The sequence below is a fragment of the Winogradskyella pacifica genome (assembly GCF_013403915.1).
Taxonomy (GTDB): domain Bacteria; phylum Bacteroidota; class Bacteroidia; order Flavobacteriales; family Flavobacteriaceae; genus Winogradskyella; species Winogradskyella pacifica.
Window position 1 is genome coordinate 110,562 of the sequence record NZ_JABFDI010000010.1, and the last position, 19,031, is coordinate 129,592.

The window sequence follows — 19,031 nt, forward strand, 5'->3', positions numbered from 1 at the left end:
TTTTAATGAAAAAACCGTACCAAAGTTTAGAAGATAATCCAACTTATAATATGAAACAGGTGATTTACTGTAGTTTAACCTCGAAGATTTTTAGTCTTTGTCTTGTTCTATTGCTTTCTTTTTCAACCTCCCTTATAGCTCAAGAAGGTGATCCGGTGAACGGAAAATCGCTCTTTAATTCTAATTGTGCAGCATGTCATAAATTAGATAAGCCTATGACAGGTCCCGCTTTACGTAATGTTGAGGCTAGATTGGCTGATGAGCAAGGTTTAGATAGAGCATGGCTTAACGCATGGATTAGAAATAGTTCATCATTAATTAAAAGTGGTGATGCATACGCTGTAAAGATTTACAACGAATACAACCAAACAGCAATGACTGCTTTTCCTCAGTTAAGCGATCAGGATATTTCTGATATGTTAGCTTATACTGCTGCGCCGGCCCCTGAGCCTGTTGTTGTATCTGCGACGGAAGGTGGTCCTGTGCAAGAGGGTGGTGTGTCAAATGATTTAATTCTTGGAGCATTGGCATTGTTATTTGCATTATTAGCAATGGCATTGGTTTTAGTGAATCGTACATTAAATCGTTTTGCAGAAGCTAAAGATATTAAAGTTGTTACTGAGCAAGAAAAAAGAACACCGTTATGGAAAGCTTTTGTTCAAAATCAATTTTTAGTATTGGTTACGGCTATTATCTTTTTACTAGCTAGTGGTTATTTTGTGTATGGTTACTTTATGCAGGTAGGTGTAGATCAAGGTTACGAGCCTGTTCAACCTATTCATTATTCACATAGAATTCATGCTGGTGATAATGGTATCGACTGTAAGTACTGTCACTCGTCTGCTAGAGTGAGTAAAACTTCTGGTATTCCTTCATTGAATGTTTGTATGAATTGTCATAAGTCAATCTCAGAAGTAGCGCCAGAAACGTTAGCTGAGGGTATGGATGAGTACAGTGTTGATTATAATGGTGAAATCCAAAAGTTATATGATGCTGTCGGATGGGATGGTACTGGTTATACTGGTGAGTCTAAACCAGTGAAATGGATACGAATCCATAACTTACCTGATTTTGCGTATTTTAATCACTCACAACACGTTGAAGTTGGAGGTATAGAATGTCAGACATGTCATGGTCCTGTTGAAGAAATGGAAATCATGTATCAGCATTCTCCATTAACTATGGGATGGTGTATTAACTGTCACAGAGAAACTAACGTAAAAGTTAAGGATAACGACTATTATACTAAGATTCACGAAGAACTATCTAAAAAATATGGTGTTGATCAGTTAACTGTAGCACAAATGGGTGGTTTAGAATGTGGTAAATGTCATTACTAAAACTCGTTTTTTGTAATTCTTAAGAGATTAGGGATTGTATTAAAGAGAAAAAAATAAAATTTAAAGAGTTAAATATTTAGATGGAATTGATTGAAGTTTTTAAAAGCTTAAATCTTAAATTCGCAAATCGAAAATTATAAATAAACACTATGTCATCAAACAAGAAATACTGGAAAAGTGTTGAAGAGCTAAACGAGAATAGCTCTATTGTTGAGGCGCTTCAACAAAATGAATTTGTGGAAGAGATTCCTACAGATGAATTTTTGGGTGATAAAGATTCCTTAGAATCTTCATCTACATCGCGTCGTGATTTCTTAAAATACGTTGGTTTTAGTACTGCAGCAGCTTCTTTAGCCGCGTGTGAAGGTCCAGTGATTAAGTCAATTCCTTATATAGTGCAACCAACGGAAATTATTCCTGGTGTTGCTAACTATTATGCAACTACAATTGCAGATGGTTTTGATTTTGCCAGTGTTTTAGTTAAAACAAGAGAAGGAAGACCTATTAAGATTGAAAATAATACGGATGCATCTTCTAACGGTATAGCAAATGCTAGAGTTAATGCATCAGTTTTAGGATTGTATGATAACCTTAGGGTTAAGTCACCAATGAAAGGTGAGTCTGCAATATCTTGGGATACTTTTATGTCTGAAACGACTTCGAAATTAAATGGACTTAATGGTAAACAAATTGTGTTATTAACGCAATCGATGCCAAGTCCTTCAACAAATAAATTAATTGCAACTTTTAAATCTAAGTATGGTAACGTGAATCACGTTGCTTATGATGCGGTTTCAGAGTCTGCAACTTTAGACGCATATCAAGCTAAGTACGGTACAAGAGGAATGGCTAATTACGATTTCTCAAAAGCCATGACCATTGTAGCTATTGGTGCTGATTTCTTAGGAGATTGGCAAGGTGGTGGTTTTGAGTCTGCTTATGCTAAAAAGCGTATTCCTGCTAATGGTAAAATGTCTAGACATATTCAGTTTGAATCGAACATGTCTTTATCAGGTGCCAATGCCGATAAGCGTGTACCATTAACACCGAGTCAACAAAAATTAGCACTTGCTAAATTATATAGTTATGTAACAGGTGTTGCATTGCCTGGATCTTTACCAGAGGCTTTAGATAAAGCGGTAAAAGATGCAGCAAAAGAATTAAGTCAAGCTGGTAGTAATGGTGTTGTTGTTTCTGGGATTCAGGATGTGAATGCTCAAACAACGGTTTTAGAAATTAATGAGCACTTAAGAAGTCAAGCTTTTGATCCTAAAACAACTATTAAAACGAGACTTGGAAGTAATAAAGCAGTTACACAATTAGTAGCTGATATGAAGGCAGGTAAAGTTGGTGCAATCATCATGAATGGTGTAAACCCAATGTATACATTACCAAATGCTTCAGATTTTAAAGAAGGATTAGCAAAGACAGATTTATCGGTTGCGTTTTCAATGAAGCAAGGCGAAACATCATCGAACTGTCAATATATTGCTGCAACTCCTCACAATTTAGAATCTTGGGGTGATTTCGAATTTAAATCTGGTCATTATTCAATGATGCAGCCTACAATTCGTCCTTTATTTGATACGAAGCAATTTCAAGAAGTATTAATGAGCTGGACAGAAACGTCTGGGTCTTATAGAGATTATTTAAAATCTGTTTGGACGGAAAGTGTGTTAAATGGTTCTTCATTTAATAAAGCTGTTCAAGATGGTGTTTTTGTAACAGGTACTTCGGTAAGTGGTTCTAATGGATCAACTACAACGACTTCTACAACAACAGAATTAGAAGATAAAAAAGATAGAACATTCTTAGGCGGGGTTATTCATGATGTTGCTGTAGGTGTTGGAATAAAGGAAGAAGACAAAGACGGATATAAGACAACAACGTCTACTACCACTGTAAATAACGGTAATAACGTTGATACGGCATCTGTTTTAACAGGTGGTACTGCAGCAAGAGCTCTAGCAGCTTCTGCAAAAGATGGTAACTTAGAATTGTCACTTTATACCAAAGTAGGTATGGGAGACGGACAACAAGCTAACAATCCATGGTTACAAGAATTTCCTGATCCAATTACAAGAACATCTTGGGATAATTATATTACAGTATCACAAGCTGATGCTAAAGCTTATGGTTTAATTAACGAGAATGTCGCTAATGGTGGTCTTAACGGAAGCTATGTAGATGTTACCGTAAACGGTGTTACTGTACCTAAGGTGCCCGTATTAATTCAACCAGGTCAAGCTAAAGGATCGGTTGGTATGGCATTTGGTTTTGGAAGAACTTCCAAAGCACTAAAAGATGAAATGAAGACAGGTGTTAATGCTTACCCATTATACCAAGGCTTTAATTCAGTTCAAGAAGTAACAATTAGTAAAGTAGCTGGTGAGCATGAATTTGCTTGTGTACAGTTGCATAATACTTTAATGGGTCGTGGTGATATCATCAAGGAAACCACATTAGAGATATTTAATACAAAAGATAAGAAACATTGGAATTCTGTTCCTCAAGTGTCTCTTAATCATATAGAAACTCCCGTAACATCTCCTGATGTTGATTTATGGGATGAATTTGATCGTTCTATTGGACATCACTTTAATTTATCTATTGACTTAAACGCTTGTACAGGTTGTGGAGCATGTGTAATTGCATGTCACGCTGAAAACAATGTACCAGTAGTTGGAAAATCTGAAATGAGACGTAGTAGAGATATGCACTGGTTGCGTATTGACCGTTATTACTCTTCTGAAGATTCTTTCAAAGATGACTTAGATAAGAAAAATAACATTTCAGGATTAGGTAGTTCATTAAGTGAGTTTGCTGAATTAGAAAATCCAGCAGAAAGCCCTCAAGTGGTATTCCAACCGGTAATGTGTCAACATTGTAATCATGCTCCTTGTGAAACTGTTTGTCCTGTTGCTGCAACAGCACATGGTCGTCAAGGTCAAAATCACATGGCTTATAACCGTTGTGTAGGAACAAGATATTGTGCAAACAACTGTCCTTATAAAGTTCGTCGTTTCAACTGGTTCTTATATAACAAGAATGATGAGTTTGATTACTACATGAATGACGATTTAGGTCGTATGGTATTAAATCCAGATGTTGTAGTAAGATCTCGTGGTGTAATGGAAAAATGTTCTATGTGTATTCAAAAAACACAAAAAACAATTCTAGATGCTAAGCGTGATGGACGTCTTGTTAAAGATGGCGAATTCCAAACAGCTTGTTCTGCAGCCTGTGGAAATGGAGCTATGGTATTCGGTGATATCAATGACAAAGAGAGTGAGATTACTGCATTGAAAGATGGAGATCGTATGTATCATTTATTAGAGTACGTAGGTACAAAACCTAACGTCATCTATCAGACAAAAGTGAGAAATACATCAAAAGCGTAAATTAAATTAAGAAACAAGTATATAATTATGGCGTCTCATTACGAAGCACCTATTAGAAGACCTTTAGTAACTGGAGAAAAATCGTATCACGATGTTACAGTTGATGTCGCAAGACCTGTTGAAGGCAAAGCCAACCGTGCATGGTGGATTGTTTTCAGTATAGCTTTGGTCGCATTCCTTTGGGGAATAGGTTGTATTATTTATACAGTATCTACGGGTATTGGAGTTTGGGGTCTTAACAAGACTGTAAACTGGGCTTGGGATATTACTAACTTCGTTTGGTGGGTTGGTATTGGTCACGCAGGAACATTGATTTCTGCGGTACTATTATTATTCCGTCAAAAATGGAGAATGGCAATTAACCGTTCTGCGGAAGCTATGACAATCTTCGCGGTTTTTCAAGCAGGTTTGTTTCCAATTATTCACATGGGTCGTCCATGGTTAGCGTATTGGGTATTACCAATTCCAAACCAATTCGGATCGCTATGGGTAAATTTTAACTCACCTTTACTTTGGGATGTATTTGCAATCTCTACGTATTTATCGGTATCATTAGTATTCTGGTGGACAGGTTTATTACCAGATTTCGCAATGTTAAGAGATAGAGCTGTTCGTCCTTTCCAAAAGAAAATCTACGCTTTAGTAAGTTTTGGTTGGTCGGGTCGCGCAAAAGATTGGCAACGTTTTGAAGAAGTATCTTTAGTACTTGCTGGTTTAGCTACACCTTTAGTACTTTCTGTACACACTATTGTATCTTTTGATTTCGCTACATCGATTGTTCCAGGATGGCATACTACCATTTTCCCTCCGTATTTCGTAGCAGGTGCAATTTTCTCAGGATTTGCAATGGTAAACACGCTTCTTATTATTATGAGAAAAGTGTGTAACCTTGAAGATTATATTACAGTACAACACATCGAGTTAATGAACATTGTAATTATGCTTACAGGTTCTATCGTTGGTGTGGCATATATTACAGAATTATTTATTGCTTGGTACTCTGGTGTAGAGTATGAACAGTTTGCATTCTTAAACAGAGCAACTGGTCCTTACTGGTGGGCATACTGGTGTATGATGAGTTTTAACGTTTTCTCACCACAATTTATGTGGTTCAAGAAACTTAGAACAAGTATTATGTTCTCATTCTTTATCTCTATTGTAGTAAACATAGGTATGTGGTTTGAACGTTTTGTAATTATAGTAACATCATTACATAGAGATTACTTACCATCATCTTGGACAATGTTTTCACCGACGTTTGTTGATATAGGAATTTTCATCGGAACTATTGGTTTCTTCTTTGTACTGTTTTTATTATATGCACGTACATTCCCTGTAATTGCACAGGCTGAGATTAAAACCATATTAAAGTCTTCAGGTGAGCGTTATAAACGTATAAGAGAGAATGGAGAAACACTTGCGGGTACTGGTGCTGATTCTAGAACGTCTAACTTTAAGATTCCAGAAGAAACGACGGCTTCAAAACCACTTCAAGATACTACTGAGAAACTAGGTAATTTGTTGGAAGGTGTTGGTAGATTCGATGCTTCAATTCAAAAGGCTGATGATTTAAAAGTTATTAATGGAATTGGTCCAAAAATGGAAGATGTACTTAATAACATTGGTATCTTTACTTATGCGCAAGTAAGTAAAATGACAAAAAGAGAATATGACTTGTTAGACGAAATTACAGGTTCTTTCCCAGGAAGAGCTGAACGTGATGATTGGTCAGGACAAGCAAAAAACTTAATAAACAACTAATATAGTCTATGGAAGCTTCGAAAGTAATTCATGCTATTTATACCGATGATGATGTTTTAATGTCAGCCGTTAAAACGGTGAAGGCAGAAAAATATCACATTGAAGATGTATTCACACCTTTTCCAGTTCATGGACTAGATAAGGCAATGGGATTAGCACCAACGCGTTTAGCTATTACAGCATTTTTATATGGTGCTGTTGGTTTAGCAGTTGCCACTGTAATGATGAACTATATAATGATTCAAGATTGGCCGCAAGATATTGGTGGTAAACCAAGTTTTAGTTTTTTAGAAAACATGCCAGCCTTTGTACCTATTATGTTTGAACTTACGGTGTTCTTTTCAGCGCATTTAATGGTGATTACTTTTTATATGAGAAGTAAAATATGGCCATTTAAGAAAGCTGAAAATCCAGATCCAAGAACTACAGATGACCATTTCTTAATGGAAATTGCAGTTCATAATAACGAAGAATCATTAACTAATCTGTTGAAAGATACAGGTGCAGTTGAGATAAACATTGTTAATAAAGATGAAGATGCACATTAATATGAAGAAAGCCACAAAATATAGCGTTGTATTAGCAGTGTTGGTTAGCTTTATGTCTTGCCAAGAGAACTCAAGACCAAACTACCAGTATATGCCTAACATGTACGAGTCAATTGGTTATGAAACCTATCAAGAATCTGATGCATTCGCAAACGGTGTTGAAGCACAATTACCGGCTGAAGGTTCTATACCAAGAGGAGATTTTATGCCTTTTGAGATTGAAAACACAAATGAAGGATATGCTTTTGCAAAAGCAAACTTAACTAGTCCATTAGATTCTACTCAAATTGATTATGATAGAGCAGGTCCATTATATGGTATTTACTGTGGAATTTGCCACGGTAATAAAGGTGATGGAAAAGGTAAATTGGTACAGCGTGAAAAGATCTTAGGTGTACCTAGTTATGCAGATATAGGAAGAGCAATTACTGAGGGTAGTATTTATCATACGCTTTATTATGGTAAAAATACAATGGGTTCTTATGCTAACCAATTGAACGAAGAAGAGCGTTGGCAAGTTGTTGCTTATGTTCAGAAGCTTAAGGCAGATTTAGAAAAGTAAGATTTAGATAAAGATTATATAAATGGAATATAAAATTTCAAATCGATTAAGAACAGGAGCTATCATTTTAATGGTCTTAGGAGTATTAGGTGTTGGTTATGGCTTTATGGATGCGTACAGTGTTAATGAAGACAATATAACAGAGTATCTAGCAAAAGAGGATCATCACGGTGATGAACATGCTACCGAATCACATGGTGAAGAGCACAATGTGTCAGCGGCACATTCTGAAGAAGGTCATGCTGACGAAGCACATGGGGCAGAAGCAGAAGCTGAAGGTCATAAAATGACTCATGAAGAACATGTTTTACACCAATTACATAACAGACCTTATGCAGCACTATATGTTGCGGCATTCTTTTTCTTTATGATCTCATTGGGTGTTTTAGCATTCTATGCAATTCAATATGCTGCGCAAGCAGGATGGTCACCAGTACTATTTAGAGTGATGGAAGGTATTACATCTTACGTTTTACCTGGGGGTGCACTTGTATTACTAATTGCATTTTTTGCAGATAGTCATATATTTATTTGGATGGATGAGAATGTGGTAGCACATGATGCCATAATCCAAAACAAATCAGGTTGGTTAGATAAAACTTGGTTTATGATTAGAGGATTAATCTTCTTAGGTGGTTGGTCAGCGTACCGTCATTTCTCAAGAAAGTTTTCTGTAGCACAAGACCTTGCTGATGTTAACGATAATAGTAACTTTAAAAAGAATTTCAGAATATCTGCAGCATTCTTAGTATTCTACATCTATACAGAATCAATTATGTCTTGGGATTGGATTATGAGTGTAGATCCACACTGGTTTAGTACCTTGTTTGGATGGTATGTATTCGCAAGTATGTTTGTAAGTGGTATTACAGTTATTGCCTTGATTACTATTTTCTTAAAATCTAAAGGATTATTACCATTTGTGAATGATAGTCATATTCATGATTTAGCTAAATTTATGTTTGGGATCAGTATTTTCTGGACGTACTTATGGTTCTCTCAATTTATGCTTATCTGGTATGCTAATATCCCAGAAGAAGTTACTTATTTTGTAACACGTATTGAGGGTTATAATTTACCGTTCTTTGGTATGGTAGCATTAAACTTTTTATTCCCATTATTACTGTTAATGAATAGCGATTACAAACGTATTCCTTGGTTTGTAGTGATGACAGGTGTTGTTATACTATTTGGACATTATCTAGATATTTTCAATATGATTATGCCTGCGACTGTTGGAGATAGATGGTTTATTGGTATTCCTGAGATAGGATCAATATTGTTTTTCGGTGGGTTATTTATGCTTATCGTATTTACATCACTTGGTAAATATCCATTATTAGCAAAAGGGAATCCTTTTATGAAGGAAAGTGAACATTTCCATTATTAATATTAAATAAGAAAAGAAACGATAATGACGGCTTTATTAACGATAATAATTGTAATTTTTGTAGCGGTTGCCATTTGGCAAATGGTAAAGATTTTTGATCTAGCTCAAGTAGGTACAACAAATACACAAGTTGCAGACGATCAAGATAACAAGATCAACGGTTACCTAATGATGGGGTTTTTAGTATTCATCTATGTGATTACTATACTTTGTTTTTGGTACATTGGTGATTTACCTTTAATGTCTAATGCAGCATCAGAACATGGTTCTGAAGTAGATAATCTTATGATTATCTCTATGGTTGTTATTTTTGTAGTACAAACCATTACACAGTTTTTATTACACTATTTTGCTTTTAAATATAAAGGTGAAAAAGGTAAGAAAGCATTTTTCTACGCTGATAACAATACCTTAGAATTTATATGGACAATTATTCCTGTTATTGTATTGGCCGGATTAATCATCTACGGTTTATTCACTTGGAACGATATTATGAATATCGATGAAGATGAAGATCCAATGGTTATTGAATTATATGCACAACAGTTTAGCTGGAAAGCTAGATATAGTGGAGGTGATAATGTTTTAGGTAAAGCTAACGTAAGATTAATCGATATAGATCGTGCTAATGTCTTAGGTGTAGATGAAGAGGATCCTAATGCTCAGGATGATGTTATTGTCTCAGAACTTCATTTACCAGTTGGACAACAGGTGGTATTTAAAATGCGTTCTCAAGATGTATTACACTCAGCTTATATGCCTCATTTTAGAGCGCAAATGAACTGTGTTCCTGGTATGGTAACGCAATTTGCTTTTACTCCAACAGTGACTACCGCTGATATGCGCCAAAATCCAGACATTGTAGAGAAAGTTAAAAACATTAATGACCTTAGGAAAGAGAGAAAAGCTGAGATTGAAGAATCGGGTCAAGAATTATTATACGAATTTGATTACCTTTTATTATGTAATAAAATTTGTGGAAAGTCGCACTACAATATGCAAATGAAGATTATTGTAGAAACTCAAGAAGAATTTGATGCATGGATGAAAGAACAAACTACATTCCCAAATTCGTTAAATTAACTAAGGTTTTAAGAAAAAGATAAACAGATTATGTCAGCAATATTAGATACACACGGTCACGACGATCACGACGTACATCACCACAAAGAAACGTTTGTAACCAAGTACATCTTTAGTCAAGATCATAAAATGATTGCTAAGCAGTACCTAGTTACTGGTACGCTTATGGGTGTTATTGGTGTTTTAATGTCTATAATGTTTCGTATGCAAATTGCATGGCCAGAAGAGCCAAATGTATTGTTTGAAGCGTTATTAGGTAAATGGGCTCCTGATGGGGTTATGGATGCTGATGTTTACTTAGCATTGGTAACTATCCATGGTACTATCATGGTATTCTTCGTTCTTACTGCAGGATTGAGTGGTACGTTTAGTAACCTCTTAATTCCATTGCAAATTGGTGCACGAGATATGGCCTCAGGATTTCTTAATATGGTATCGTATTGGTTATTCTTCATATCATGTGTTATAATGATATGCTCACTATTTGTTGAAGCTGGTCCTGCTGCTGCAGGTTGGACAATCTATCCTCCACTATCTGCATTGCCAATGGCTTCAGGTGGTTCTGGTATGGGGATGACCTTATGGTTAGTATCAATGGCTATTTTCATTGCATCATCGTTATTAGGTTCATTAAACTATATTGTTACCGTAATCAACTTAAGAACTAAGGGGATGTCTATGACAAGACTACCACTTACAATTTGGGCATTCTTTGTAACAGCTGTAATTGGTGTTGTATCATTCCCAGTATTATTATCTGCTGCATTATTATTAATAATGGATAGAAGTTTTGGAACATCATTCTTCTTATCAGATATATTTATTCAAGGTGAAGTATTACATTACCAAGGTGGATCTCCGGTATTATTCGAACACTTATTTTGGTTCTTAGGTCACCCAGAGGTTTATATTGTTATTTTACCAGCAATGGGATTAGTATCAGAGATTATGGCATCAAGTTCGCGTAAGCCAATTTTTGGTTACCGTGCGATGATTGCTTCGATATTAGCAATTGCATTCTTATCAACAATTGTTTGGGGTCACCATATGTTTATTTCTGGTATGAATCCTTTCTTAGGATCTGTATTTACATTTACAACATTATTAATTGCGATTCCTTCAGCTGTAAAAGCGTTTAACTGGATAACAACACTCTGGAAAGGAAATCTACAAATGAATCCGGCCATGCTGTTTTCTATTGGTTTCGTTTCTACATTTATTACAGGTGGTTTAACAGGAATTATTTTAGGTGATAGTGCTTTAGATATTAACGTTCACGATACATATTTTGTAATTGCTCACTTCCACTTAGTAATGGGTATTTCTGCTCTTTATGGAATGTTTGCAGGTATTTACCATTGGTACCCAAAAATGTTTGGTCGTATGCTAAACAAGAACTTAGGATATTTACATTTCTGGATCACGGCAGTTTGTGCTTACGGAGTATTCTTCCCAATGCACTTTATTGGAATGGCTGGTTTACCAAGACGTTATTATACCAATTCAAACTTCCCATTATTTGATGATTTAGCAAACACTAATGTTATCATTACGATATTTGCTATCATCGGTGGTTTAGCACAAATTATTTATTTATATAACTTCTTTGTGAGTATGTTCTATGGTAAGAAAGCGGTTCAGAACCCATGGAGATCTACAACTTTAGAGTGGACAACACCAGTTGAACACATACATGGTAACTGGCCAGGTGCTATTCCTCACGTATACCGTTGGTCTTATGATTATAGTAAGCCAGGACATGATGTAGATTTTGTACCTCAGAATGTTCCTTTAATGGAAGGTGAAGAAGAATTACAACACTAAACAAATTTCTGCGAAGGCAGGAAACTTATAATAGATTAGAAAAGACCTCTGGATAGCTATCCAAAGGTCTTTTTCTTTATATTTGTTTTGACTTTGTTGTCATTCAGAGTGAAGCGAAGAACCTATATTTCTAAGCTCAGTGTAACTTAATAAGATTCCCGTTTTCTCGGGAAGTACTATGAACGAAAACCTAAATCCAAACAGCGATAATTTCAGTCCAGAAGAACTAGATGTCGAAAAGAAATTAAGACCCTTAACGTTCGAAGACTTTACAGGTCAGGATCAGGTGCTCGAAAATTTGCTAGTTTTTGTTCAAGCAGCAAACCTTAGGGAAGAAGCTTTAGATCACACCTTGTTTCATGGACCTCCAGGTCTTGGAAAAACAACCTTAGCACACATTTTGGCCAATGAGTTAGATGTGGGGATTAAAGTCACTTCTGGACCTGTTTTAGACAAGCCAGGCGACTTAGCAGGGTTGTTAACGAACCTCGATGAACGCGATGTGCTTTTTATTGATGAAATCCATCGATTAAGTCCAATTGTAGAAGAGTATTTATATTCTGCAATGGAAGATTATAAAATTGATATCATGATTGAATCTGGCCCAAATGCCAGAACGGTTCAATTAAGTTTAAACCCATTTACTTTAATTGGTGCAACAACGCGTTCAGGATTATTGACAGCTCCAATGCGCGCGAGATTCGGAATTCAAAGTCGTTTACAATATTATAATACAGAATTACTAACCACAATTGTTCAGCGTAGCGCTTCAATATTAAACATGCCAATCTCTATGGAAGCCGCGATAGAAATCGCTGGTAGAAGTAGAGGAACACCTCGTATTGCCAATGCGTTGTTACGACGTGTTAGAGATTTCGCGCAAATAAAAGGGAATGGTAAAATTGATATTTCAATTGCCAAATTCGCTTTAAAAGCATTAAATGTAGATGCCTATGGATTGGATGAAATGGATAACAAGATATTAACCACTATCATCGAAAAATTTAAAGGTGGACCAGTTGGTATTAGTACCATTGCAACCGCGGTGAGTGAAAGTACCGAAACGATAGAAGAAGTCTATGAACCTTTTTTAATTCAACAAGGTTTTATAATGCGAACGCCTCGTGGACGTGAAGTTACAGAACAAGCTTATAAACATTTGGGCAAGGTAAAAGGACCAACACAAGGAGGTTTATTTTAAAAACGGATAGATTTTTATAAGCTACTTGTTTTAAACTTAATTTAAATACCATTAGTTATATATTGAAATCAGAGCGCAACATACCAACAGTTCCTTTAAGTCGATTCTTTAAACATTCTTTAGAGATTTTAAAAAACCCGCTACCATTTCATCATCAAAATTTTGAAGAGCAAGGCGATGTTTTCAGATTAAAGATCGGATTTAAAAATAGTGTTGTTTTTGTTCGCGATGCTGCATTTGCAGAATATGTGCTTCAAAAGAATCAGAAAAACTACACCAAATCTAAAATCCAGACCGAAGATTTAGTAAAATATGTAGGTACCGGATTATTAACAGCAGAAGGAGAGCATTGGAAAAAACAGCGTAAACTTATTCAGCCCGCTTTTCATAAAAAGCAATTAGCAAACCTTTTAGGCAGTATCAAAAACGCTATTCTTTTGGAGTATGGCAAGATTACACCGAATGAGGTGATTGATATATTTCCCATTTTAAATGATTTGGCATTTCAAGCCGTAGTAAAATCTTTGTTTAGTAGTGCAGCCAATCAAGAAGACATTAATAGGCTACAATATATTACAGAAGCAGCACAAAAAATGTTGGTAAAAGAGTTGCGCCAACCGTATTTGGGCTGGTGGTTCAACGTTAGTGGCGAAATTAAAAAGCATGTTGATTTAACAGGTGAAGCTAGACAAATATTAAAGCGTATTGTCAACGAACGACGAACATCAGGAGTAACGGAGAATGATTTGTTAGATATGTTGTTAGATGCCAGATATGAGGATGGCAACCCAATGGAAGAAGAACAACTGATTGATGAGATCTTAATTTTATTTACTGCAGGTCATGAAACCACGTCTAATGCACTCACTTTTATAACACAACTTTTAGCGTTACATCCTGAATGGCAACAAAAAATCTTAAACGAGCGCATTGCAATTCTAGCAGATAGTGATGATTTAATGGACTTGGTAACCCAATCTAAAATTTGTCAGCAAGTGATAGAGGAAGGCATGCGATTGTATCCTCCTGTATATTTTATAGACCGTGTAAACAAAGACGCAGATACTTTTAATGACATGGATTTTGAAGCGGGATGTAATCTTCTATTTTCCGTTTATGAAATGCATCGTCATCCTAAATTATGGGAACAACCAGATGCGTTTTTACCCGAACGCTTTAATGAAGGTGGGCGTAAATTTTCATCACACTATTTTCCTTTTGGAGCAGGTCCGAGAAAATGTATAGGAAATAACTTCGCCATGTTCGAAATGATTATTGCCGTTTCAGAATTGGTTTCTAGTTTTAAAATAACTCCAGATTTTGACGCCATTGATATCACACCATTAATTACGCTAAAGCCTAAAAATGCTTTTTTAACGTTTGAAATACGATAGTCGTGTTAAACCATAAAGCGAAATACAGTGAGATTATTAAAGCAGAGGCCAAACGCCTCGGATTTTTGTCATGCGGTATCAGTAAAGCAGAATTCTTAGAAACCGAAGCTCCGAGATTGGAAGCTTGGCTTAATAAGAACATGAATGGCGAAATGCAGTACATGGAAAACCATTTTGATAAGCGTTTAGATCCAACATTGCTTGTTGAAGGTTCAAAAAGTGTGATTTCATTATTATTGAATTATTATCCTTCAGAAATTCAAAAGGATGATTCTTATAAGCTATCGAAATATGCCTATGGTAACGACTATCATCATGTCATAAAACACAAGCTTAAATCATTGTTGTATTTTATTCAAGATGAAATAGGAGAAGTGGGTGGACGTGCCTTTGTAGATTCGGCGCCCGTTTTAGATAAAGCATGGGCTGCAAAATCAGGATTAGGTTGGATTGGGAAACATTCAAACTTATTAACGCAGCAAGTAGGTTCGTTTTATTTTATTGCTGATTTAATTATTGATTTAGAGTTAGAATACGACCACGCCACAACCGATCATTGTGGTACGTGTACGGCCTGTATAGATGCTTGTCCAACCGAAGCCATTACAGAGCCTTATGTCGTTGATGGTAGTAAGTGTATTTCTTACTTCACTATAGAACTTAAAGAAAATTTACCCACAGAATTTAAAGGCAAATTTGACGATTGGATGTTTGGTTGTGATGTTTGCCAAGATGTTTGTCCATGGAATAAGTTTTCAAAACCACATAATGAACCTTTATTTAATCCACACCCAGAATTATTGGATATGACTAAAAAGGATTGGGAAGAAATTACAGAAGATACCTTTAAAAAAGTGTTTCAGAAATCGGCTGTAAAACGGACTAAGTTTTCTGGTTTAGAGCGGAATATCAAGTTCTTAAAATAATCAATATGAAGCTATATTATATTCTAGTTTTTCTAATTTTAAGTTTTAGTTGCTCTTCTAAAAAGAATTCTGTTTATTTTGAGAGTATTCCAAGTCAATATGTTGATAATGAATATAAATTTGATTTGGATAATGTAGTTTATCCAATAAATAGAGAAGTCTTATATCAATGCACTATTGAGCATAGTAATAGTGTTTTAGATACTAATTTGCGATATGTAAGGATGATAATTCAAGGAACAACAAAGCCTTTCTCTAGTTTTGATCCGACTTATAGTCAAACAGTTGTTAAGTTTGAATATTTAGATCACAACAAAAAACAGATTACTAGGGAAAGAACCGGTTTAGTTGAAAATAAAATCAATATATGGTTACATCCACCACGTCAAACAGACTTGCATGTATTACAGCTTTCTGCTTTTCCATATATAAAATTGAATGCTATTAAAAATTGGAAATGGAAACTCGTAGGTACTTATGGTAGATATGAGAGTGTACAGTTAACGCATCATTACAAGAAAAATGAAGAGCGTATTTACACTTCAGATTTAGGTCAACTTAAATGTGTTTTGGTTGAAGCTATAACTAAGAGTCGTATTGGTACAACTACAGCAGAATTCTTATATAATGACGAATTGGGTTTTGTAAAGATGAAGTTTTCTACAATTGAAGATACTACGATAACATTAGAAATGATAAAAGAATAAATAACTGGAGACGCCTTTAAAAAAGTGTTTCAGAAATCGGCTGTAAAGCGGACTAAATTTTCTAGTTTAGAACGGAATATTAAGTTTTTGAAGGATTAAATAGTATTACTTAAACGTAAAGCCCAAAGCGTATTTAAAAGTAAAATTATCATTAGAGATTTTGAGATTATGATAGCCATAATGATAAAAAATACCTCGCCCTAACGTCAGTAAATCTTGGTTATAGATGTTTATGTTGAGCATTGGTTTCCGTATTAATTAGAAGTCTTTTAAAAAAAACTAATTAACCTCAGGAATCGAATCCATCAAGATTCATCTATAGATATTAAAAGGGAATAAAAACGAATATAAATACAAATGCTTTTTTCTTTTTACAACTGTTAGGTTCAACAATGTAGTAAAATATCCATTAAATTATTATGCTGTAGCCCGTGTTTTTAAAATATAGAAATCTAAGACTAGCATTCATTTGTTATATTTGTAGCCTATATGAAATAGGTTATTTTTTTAATAGCAATCGATTCAAATTATGAGCAAACAAAGCAAACGTTTAGAAGCCTTAGTATATCACGCCAAACCGACTCCTGGTAAAATTAAAGTTGTACCTACTAAAAAATATGCGTCACAACGCGATTTGTCTTTAGCATATTCTCCAGGTGTGGCTGAGCCATGTTTAGAAATAGCGAAAGATGTAGAAAATGTCTATAAATACACGGCTAAAGGAAACCTCGTTGCCGTAATCTCTAACGGAACTGCGGTTTTAGGTTTAGGAAATATTGGTCCAGAAGCCTCTAAACCAGTGATGGAAGGTAAAGGCTTGCTTTTTAAGATATTTGCAGATATCGATGTATTTGATATCGAAGTTGATACGGAAGATGTAGAAGCTTTTATTGCAACGGTAAAAAATATTGCACCGACATTTGGAGGTATTAACTTAGAAGACATCAAAGCGCCTGAAGCCTTTGAAATTGAACGTCGTTTAAAGGAAGAATTAGATATACCTGTCATGCACGATGATCAGCATGGAACAGCAATCATTTCGGCTGCAGCGTTATTAAATGCCTTAGAAATTGCAGAAAAGAAAATTGACGAAGTCAAAATAGTAGTGAGTGGAGCAGGAGCAGCTGCAATTTCATGTACACGTTTATACCAAGCCTTTGGTGCAAAGCGCGAAAACATAGTGATGTTAGATAGTAAAGGCGTTATCAGAGATGATAGAACGAGTTTAACTTCTGAAAAAGCGGAATTTGCAACCCATCGTAAAATAGATACTTTAGATGAGGCGATGCTAAATGCCGATGTATTTGTTGGATTATCTCAACCAGATATTGTAACACCAAATATGCTGTTATCAATGGCTGCAAATCCGATTGTGTTTGCCATGGCAAATCCAAATCCAGAAATACAGTACCAATTAGCAATAGATACTAGAGACGATATTATTATGGCAACTGGTCGTAGTGATCATCCTAACCAAGTAAATAATGTTCTAGGATTTCCTTTTATTTTTAGAGGTGCTTTAGATGTTAGAGCAACCAAGATTAATGAAGCTATGAAAATGGCAGCCGTTAAAGCGTTGTCAGATTTGGCAAAAGAATCTGTTCCTGAACAAGTAAATATCGCTTATGCGGAAACAAAACTAACATTTGGTAAAGATTATATCATTCCAAAACCATTTGACCCAAGATTAATCGCAGTAGTGCCACCGGCGGTAGCAAAAGCTGCAATGGAAAGTGGTGTTGCTAAAGAGCCTATTGAAGATTGGGATCGTTATAAAAACTCATTATTAGAGCGTTTAGGTTCTGATAATAAGTTAGTTCGTATGTTAATGGGTAGAGCAAAAACAAACCCAAAACGCGTGGTTTTCGCAGAAGCAGATCAGTTAGATGTTTTAAAAGCAGCTCAAATTGCTTACGAAGAAGGTATTGCACATCCAATCCTTTTAGGTAGAAAGAAAGTCATTTTAGAATTGATGGCGGAGATTGAATTTATTGCCGATGATGTTGCAATTATAGATCCAAAATCAGATAAAGAGACTGCCCGTAAAAATCGATATGCAAAAGCTTATTGGGAAAAGCGAAAACGTCAAGGTGTTACCATTTATTCTGCGGAAAAAGTGATGCGAGAGCGTAATTATTTTGCTGCGATGATGGTTAATGTTGGTGATGCCGATGCATTAATTACTGGGTATTCTCGTAATTATCCATCAGTTGTGAGACCAATGTTAGAGTTAATTGGTATGGCAGACGGTGTAACAAGAGTCGCAACCACTAACGTAATGATGACGCAACGCGGTCCAATGTTTTTAAGCGATACATCTATAAATATTGATCCTTCAGCTAAAGATTTAGCTAAAATTGCGCGTATGACATCGCGAGTTTCAAAAATGTTTGGAATAGAATCTGTAACCGCTATGATTTCGTATTCTAACTTTGGATCTTCAGACAATCCAAGAGCAGAAAAAGTAAGAGAAGCTGTATCTTATCTACACAAAGCGCATCCAGAAATGGTGGTTGATGGTGAATTGCAAACCGATTTTGCACTTAATCAGAAAATGCTTCAAGATATTTTCCCGTTTTCAAAATTAGCAGGTCGAAAAGTAAATACCCTAATTTTTCCAAATTTAGACTCGGCAAATATTACTTATAAATTATTAAAGGAACTTAATAACGCAGAATCTATTGGGCCAATAATGATGGGAATGCGTAAACCTGTTCATATTTTGCAATTAGGAGCCAGTGTAGATGAAATTGTAAACATGACGGCAATTGCGGTTATTGATGTACAAGAACGAGAAAAGAGAGCGTCTAAATTAGCATAAGCTTTGTTTTTTAAAAATTTATTCAAATGTGACTAAACTCTTGAAAACAAGATGTAATTGCATCTATCTTTCA

The 19,031-nt window shown here is 35.4% G+C and carries 13 protein-coding genes and 1 pseudogene; all 14 read left to right on the top strand.

The window, feature by feature from the left end; translation table 11 throughout:
* Positions 1 to 50: 50 nt before the first annotated feature.
* The 14 genes and pseudogenes from HM984_RS10600 (at position 51) to HM984_RS10660 (ending at position 18,958) form a co-directional block, all read left to right on the top strand.
* Complete coding sequence (locus HM984_RS10600; protein ID WP_179349167.1) at positions 51 to 1,340, top strand: c-type cytochrome; 1,290 nt, start codon at positions 51 to 53, stop codon at positions 1,338 to 1,340.
* 149 nt (positions 1,341 to 1,489) lie between these two features.
* Positions 1,490 to 4,741, top strand: coding sequence for a TAT-variant-translocated molybdopterin oxidoreductase (locus HM984_RS10605; protein WP_179349141.1), 3,252 nt, complete (start codon positions 1,490 to 1,492; stop codon positions 4,739 to 4,741).
* Positions 4,742 to 4,768: 27 nt separating this feature from the next.
* Positions 4,769 to 6,502: a helix-hairpin-helix domain-containing protein gene (locus HM984_RS10610; RefSeq protein WP_179349142.1), complete on the top strand. Its 1,734-nt coding sequence runs from the start codon at positions 4,769 to 4,771 to the stop codon at positions 6,500 to 6,502.
* A gap of 8 nt (positions 6,503 to 6,510) precedes the next feature.
* On the top strand, positions 6,511 to 7,050 hold the full coding sequence (locus HM984_RS10615) for a DUF3341 domain-containing protein (RefSeq protein WP_115810433.1): 540 nt from the start codon (positions 6,511 to 6,513) through the stop codon (positions 7,048 to 7,050).
* Position 7,051: 1 nt separating this feature from the next.
* Positions 7,052 to 7,612 carry a c-type cytochrome gene (locus HM984_RS10620; protein ID WP_179349143.1) on the top strand — a complete coding sequence of 187 codons (561 nt, stop codon included), beginning with the start codon at positions 7,052 to 7,054 and terminating at the stop codon, positions 7,610 to 7,612.
* 22 nt (positions 7,613 to 7,634) lie between these two features.
* On the top strand, positions 7,635 to 9,002 hold the full coding sequence (locus HM984_RS10625) for a quinol:cytochrome C oxidoreductase (RefSeq protein WP_179349144.1): 1,368 nt from the start codon (positions 7,635 to 7,637) through the stop codon (positions 9,000 to 9,002).
* Between the two features lie 24 nt (positions 9,003 to 9,026).
* Positions 9,027 to 10,085, top strand: a complete 1,059-nt coding sequence (locus tag HM984_RS10630; RefSeq protein ID WP_115810427.1) for a cytochrome c oxidase subunit II — start codon at positions 9,027 to 9,029, stop codon at positions 10,083 to 10,085.
* A gap of 30 nt (positions 10,086 to 10,115) precedes the next feature.
* Complete coding sequence (locus HM984_RS10635; protein WP_115810425.1) at positions 10,116 to 11,909, top strand: cytochrome c oxidase subunit I; 1,794 nt, start codon at positions 10,116 to 10,118, stop codon at positions 11,907 to 11,909.
* A gap of 178 nt (positions 11,910 to 12,087) precedes the next feature.
* Positions 12,088 to 13,110 (top strand): Holliday junction branch migration DNA helicase RuvB, encoded by a 1,023-nt coding sequence (gene ruvB, locus HM984_RS10640; protein WP_179349145.1) that lies wholly within the window; start codon positions 12,088 to 12,090, stop codon positions 13,108 to 13,110.
* A 62-nt stretch (positions 13,111 to 13,172) separates the two neighbouring features.
* A complete protein-coding gene (locus HM984_RS10645) occupies positions 13,173 to 14,504 on the top strand; it encodes a cytochrome P450 (RefSeq protein WP_179349146.1) in 1,332 nt (443 codons plus the stop codon).
* 2 nt (positions 14,505 to 14,506) lie between these two features.
* Entirely contained in the window at positions 14,507 to 15,430 is a 924-nt protein-coding gene (gene queG / locus HM984_RS10650) for a tRNA epoxyqueuosine(34) reductase QueG (protein WP_179349147.1), read from the top strand.
* 5 nt (positions 15,431 to 15,435) lie between these two features.
* Positions 15,436 to 16,137 (top strand): hypothetical protein, encoded by a 702-nt coding sequence (locus tag HM984_RS10655; RefSeq protein ID WP_179349148.1) that lies wholly within the window; start codon positions 15,436 to 15,438, stop codon positions 16,135 to 16,137.
* Positions 16,138 to 16,236: pseudogene (locus HM984_RS17655) on the top strand (tRNA epoxyqueuosine(34) reductase QueG); the annotation flags it as partial.
* 430 nt (positions 16,237 to 16,666) lie between these two features.
* Positions 16,667 to 18,958: an NADP-dependent malic enzyme gene (locus tag HM984_RS10660; RefSeq protein ID WP_179349149.1), complete on the top strand. Its 2,292-nt coding sequence runs from the start codon at positions 16,667 to 16,669 to the stop codon at positions 18,956 to 18,958.
* Positions 18,959 to 19,031: the final 73 nt, after the last annotated feature.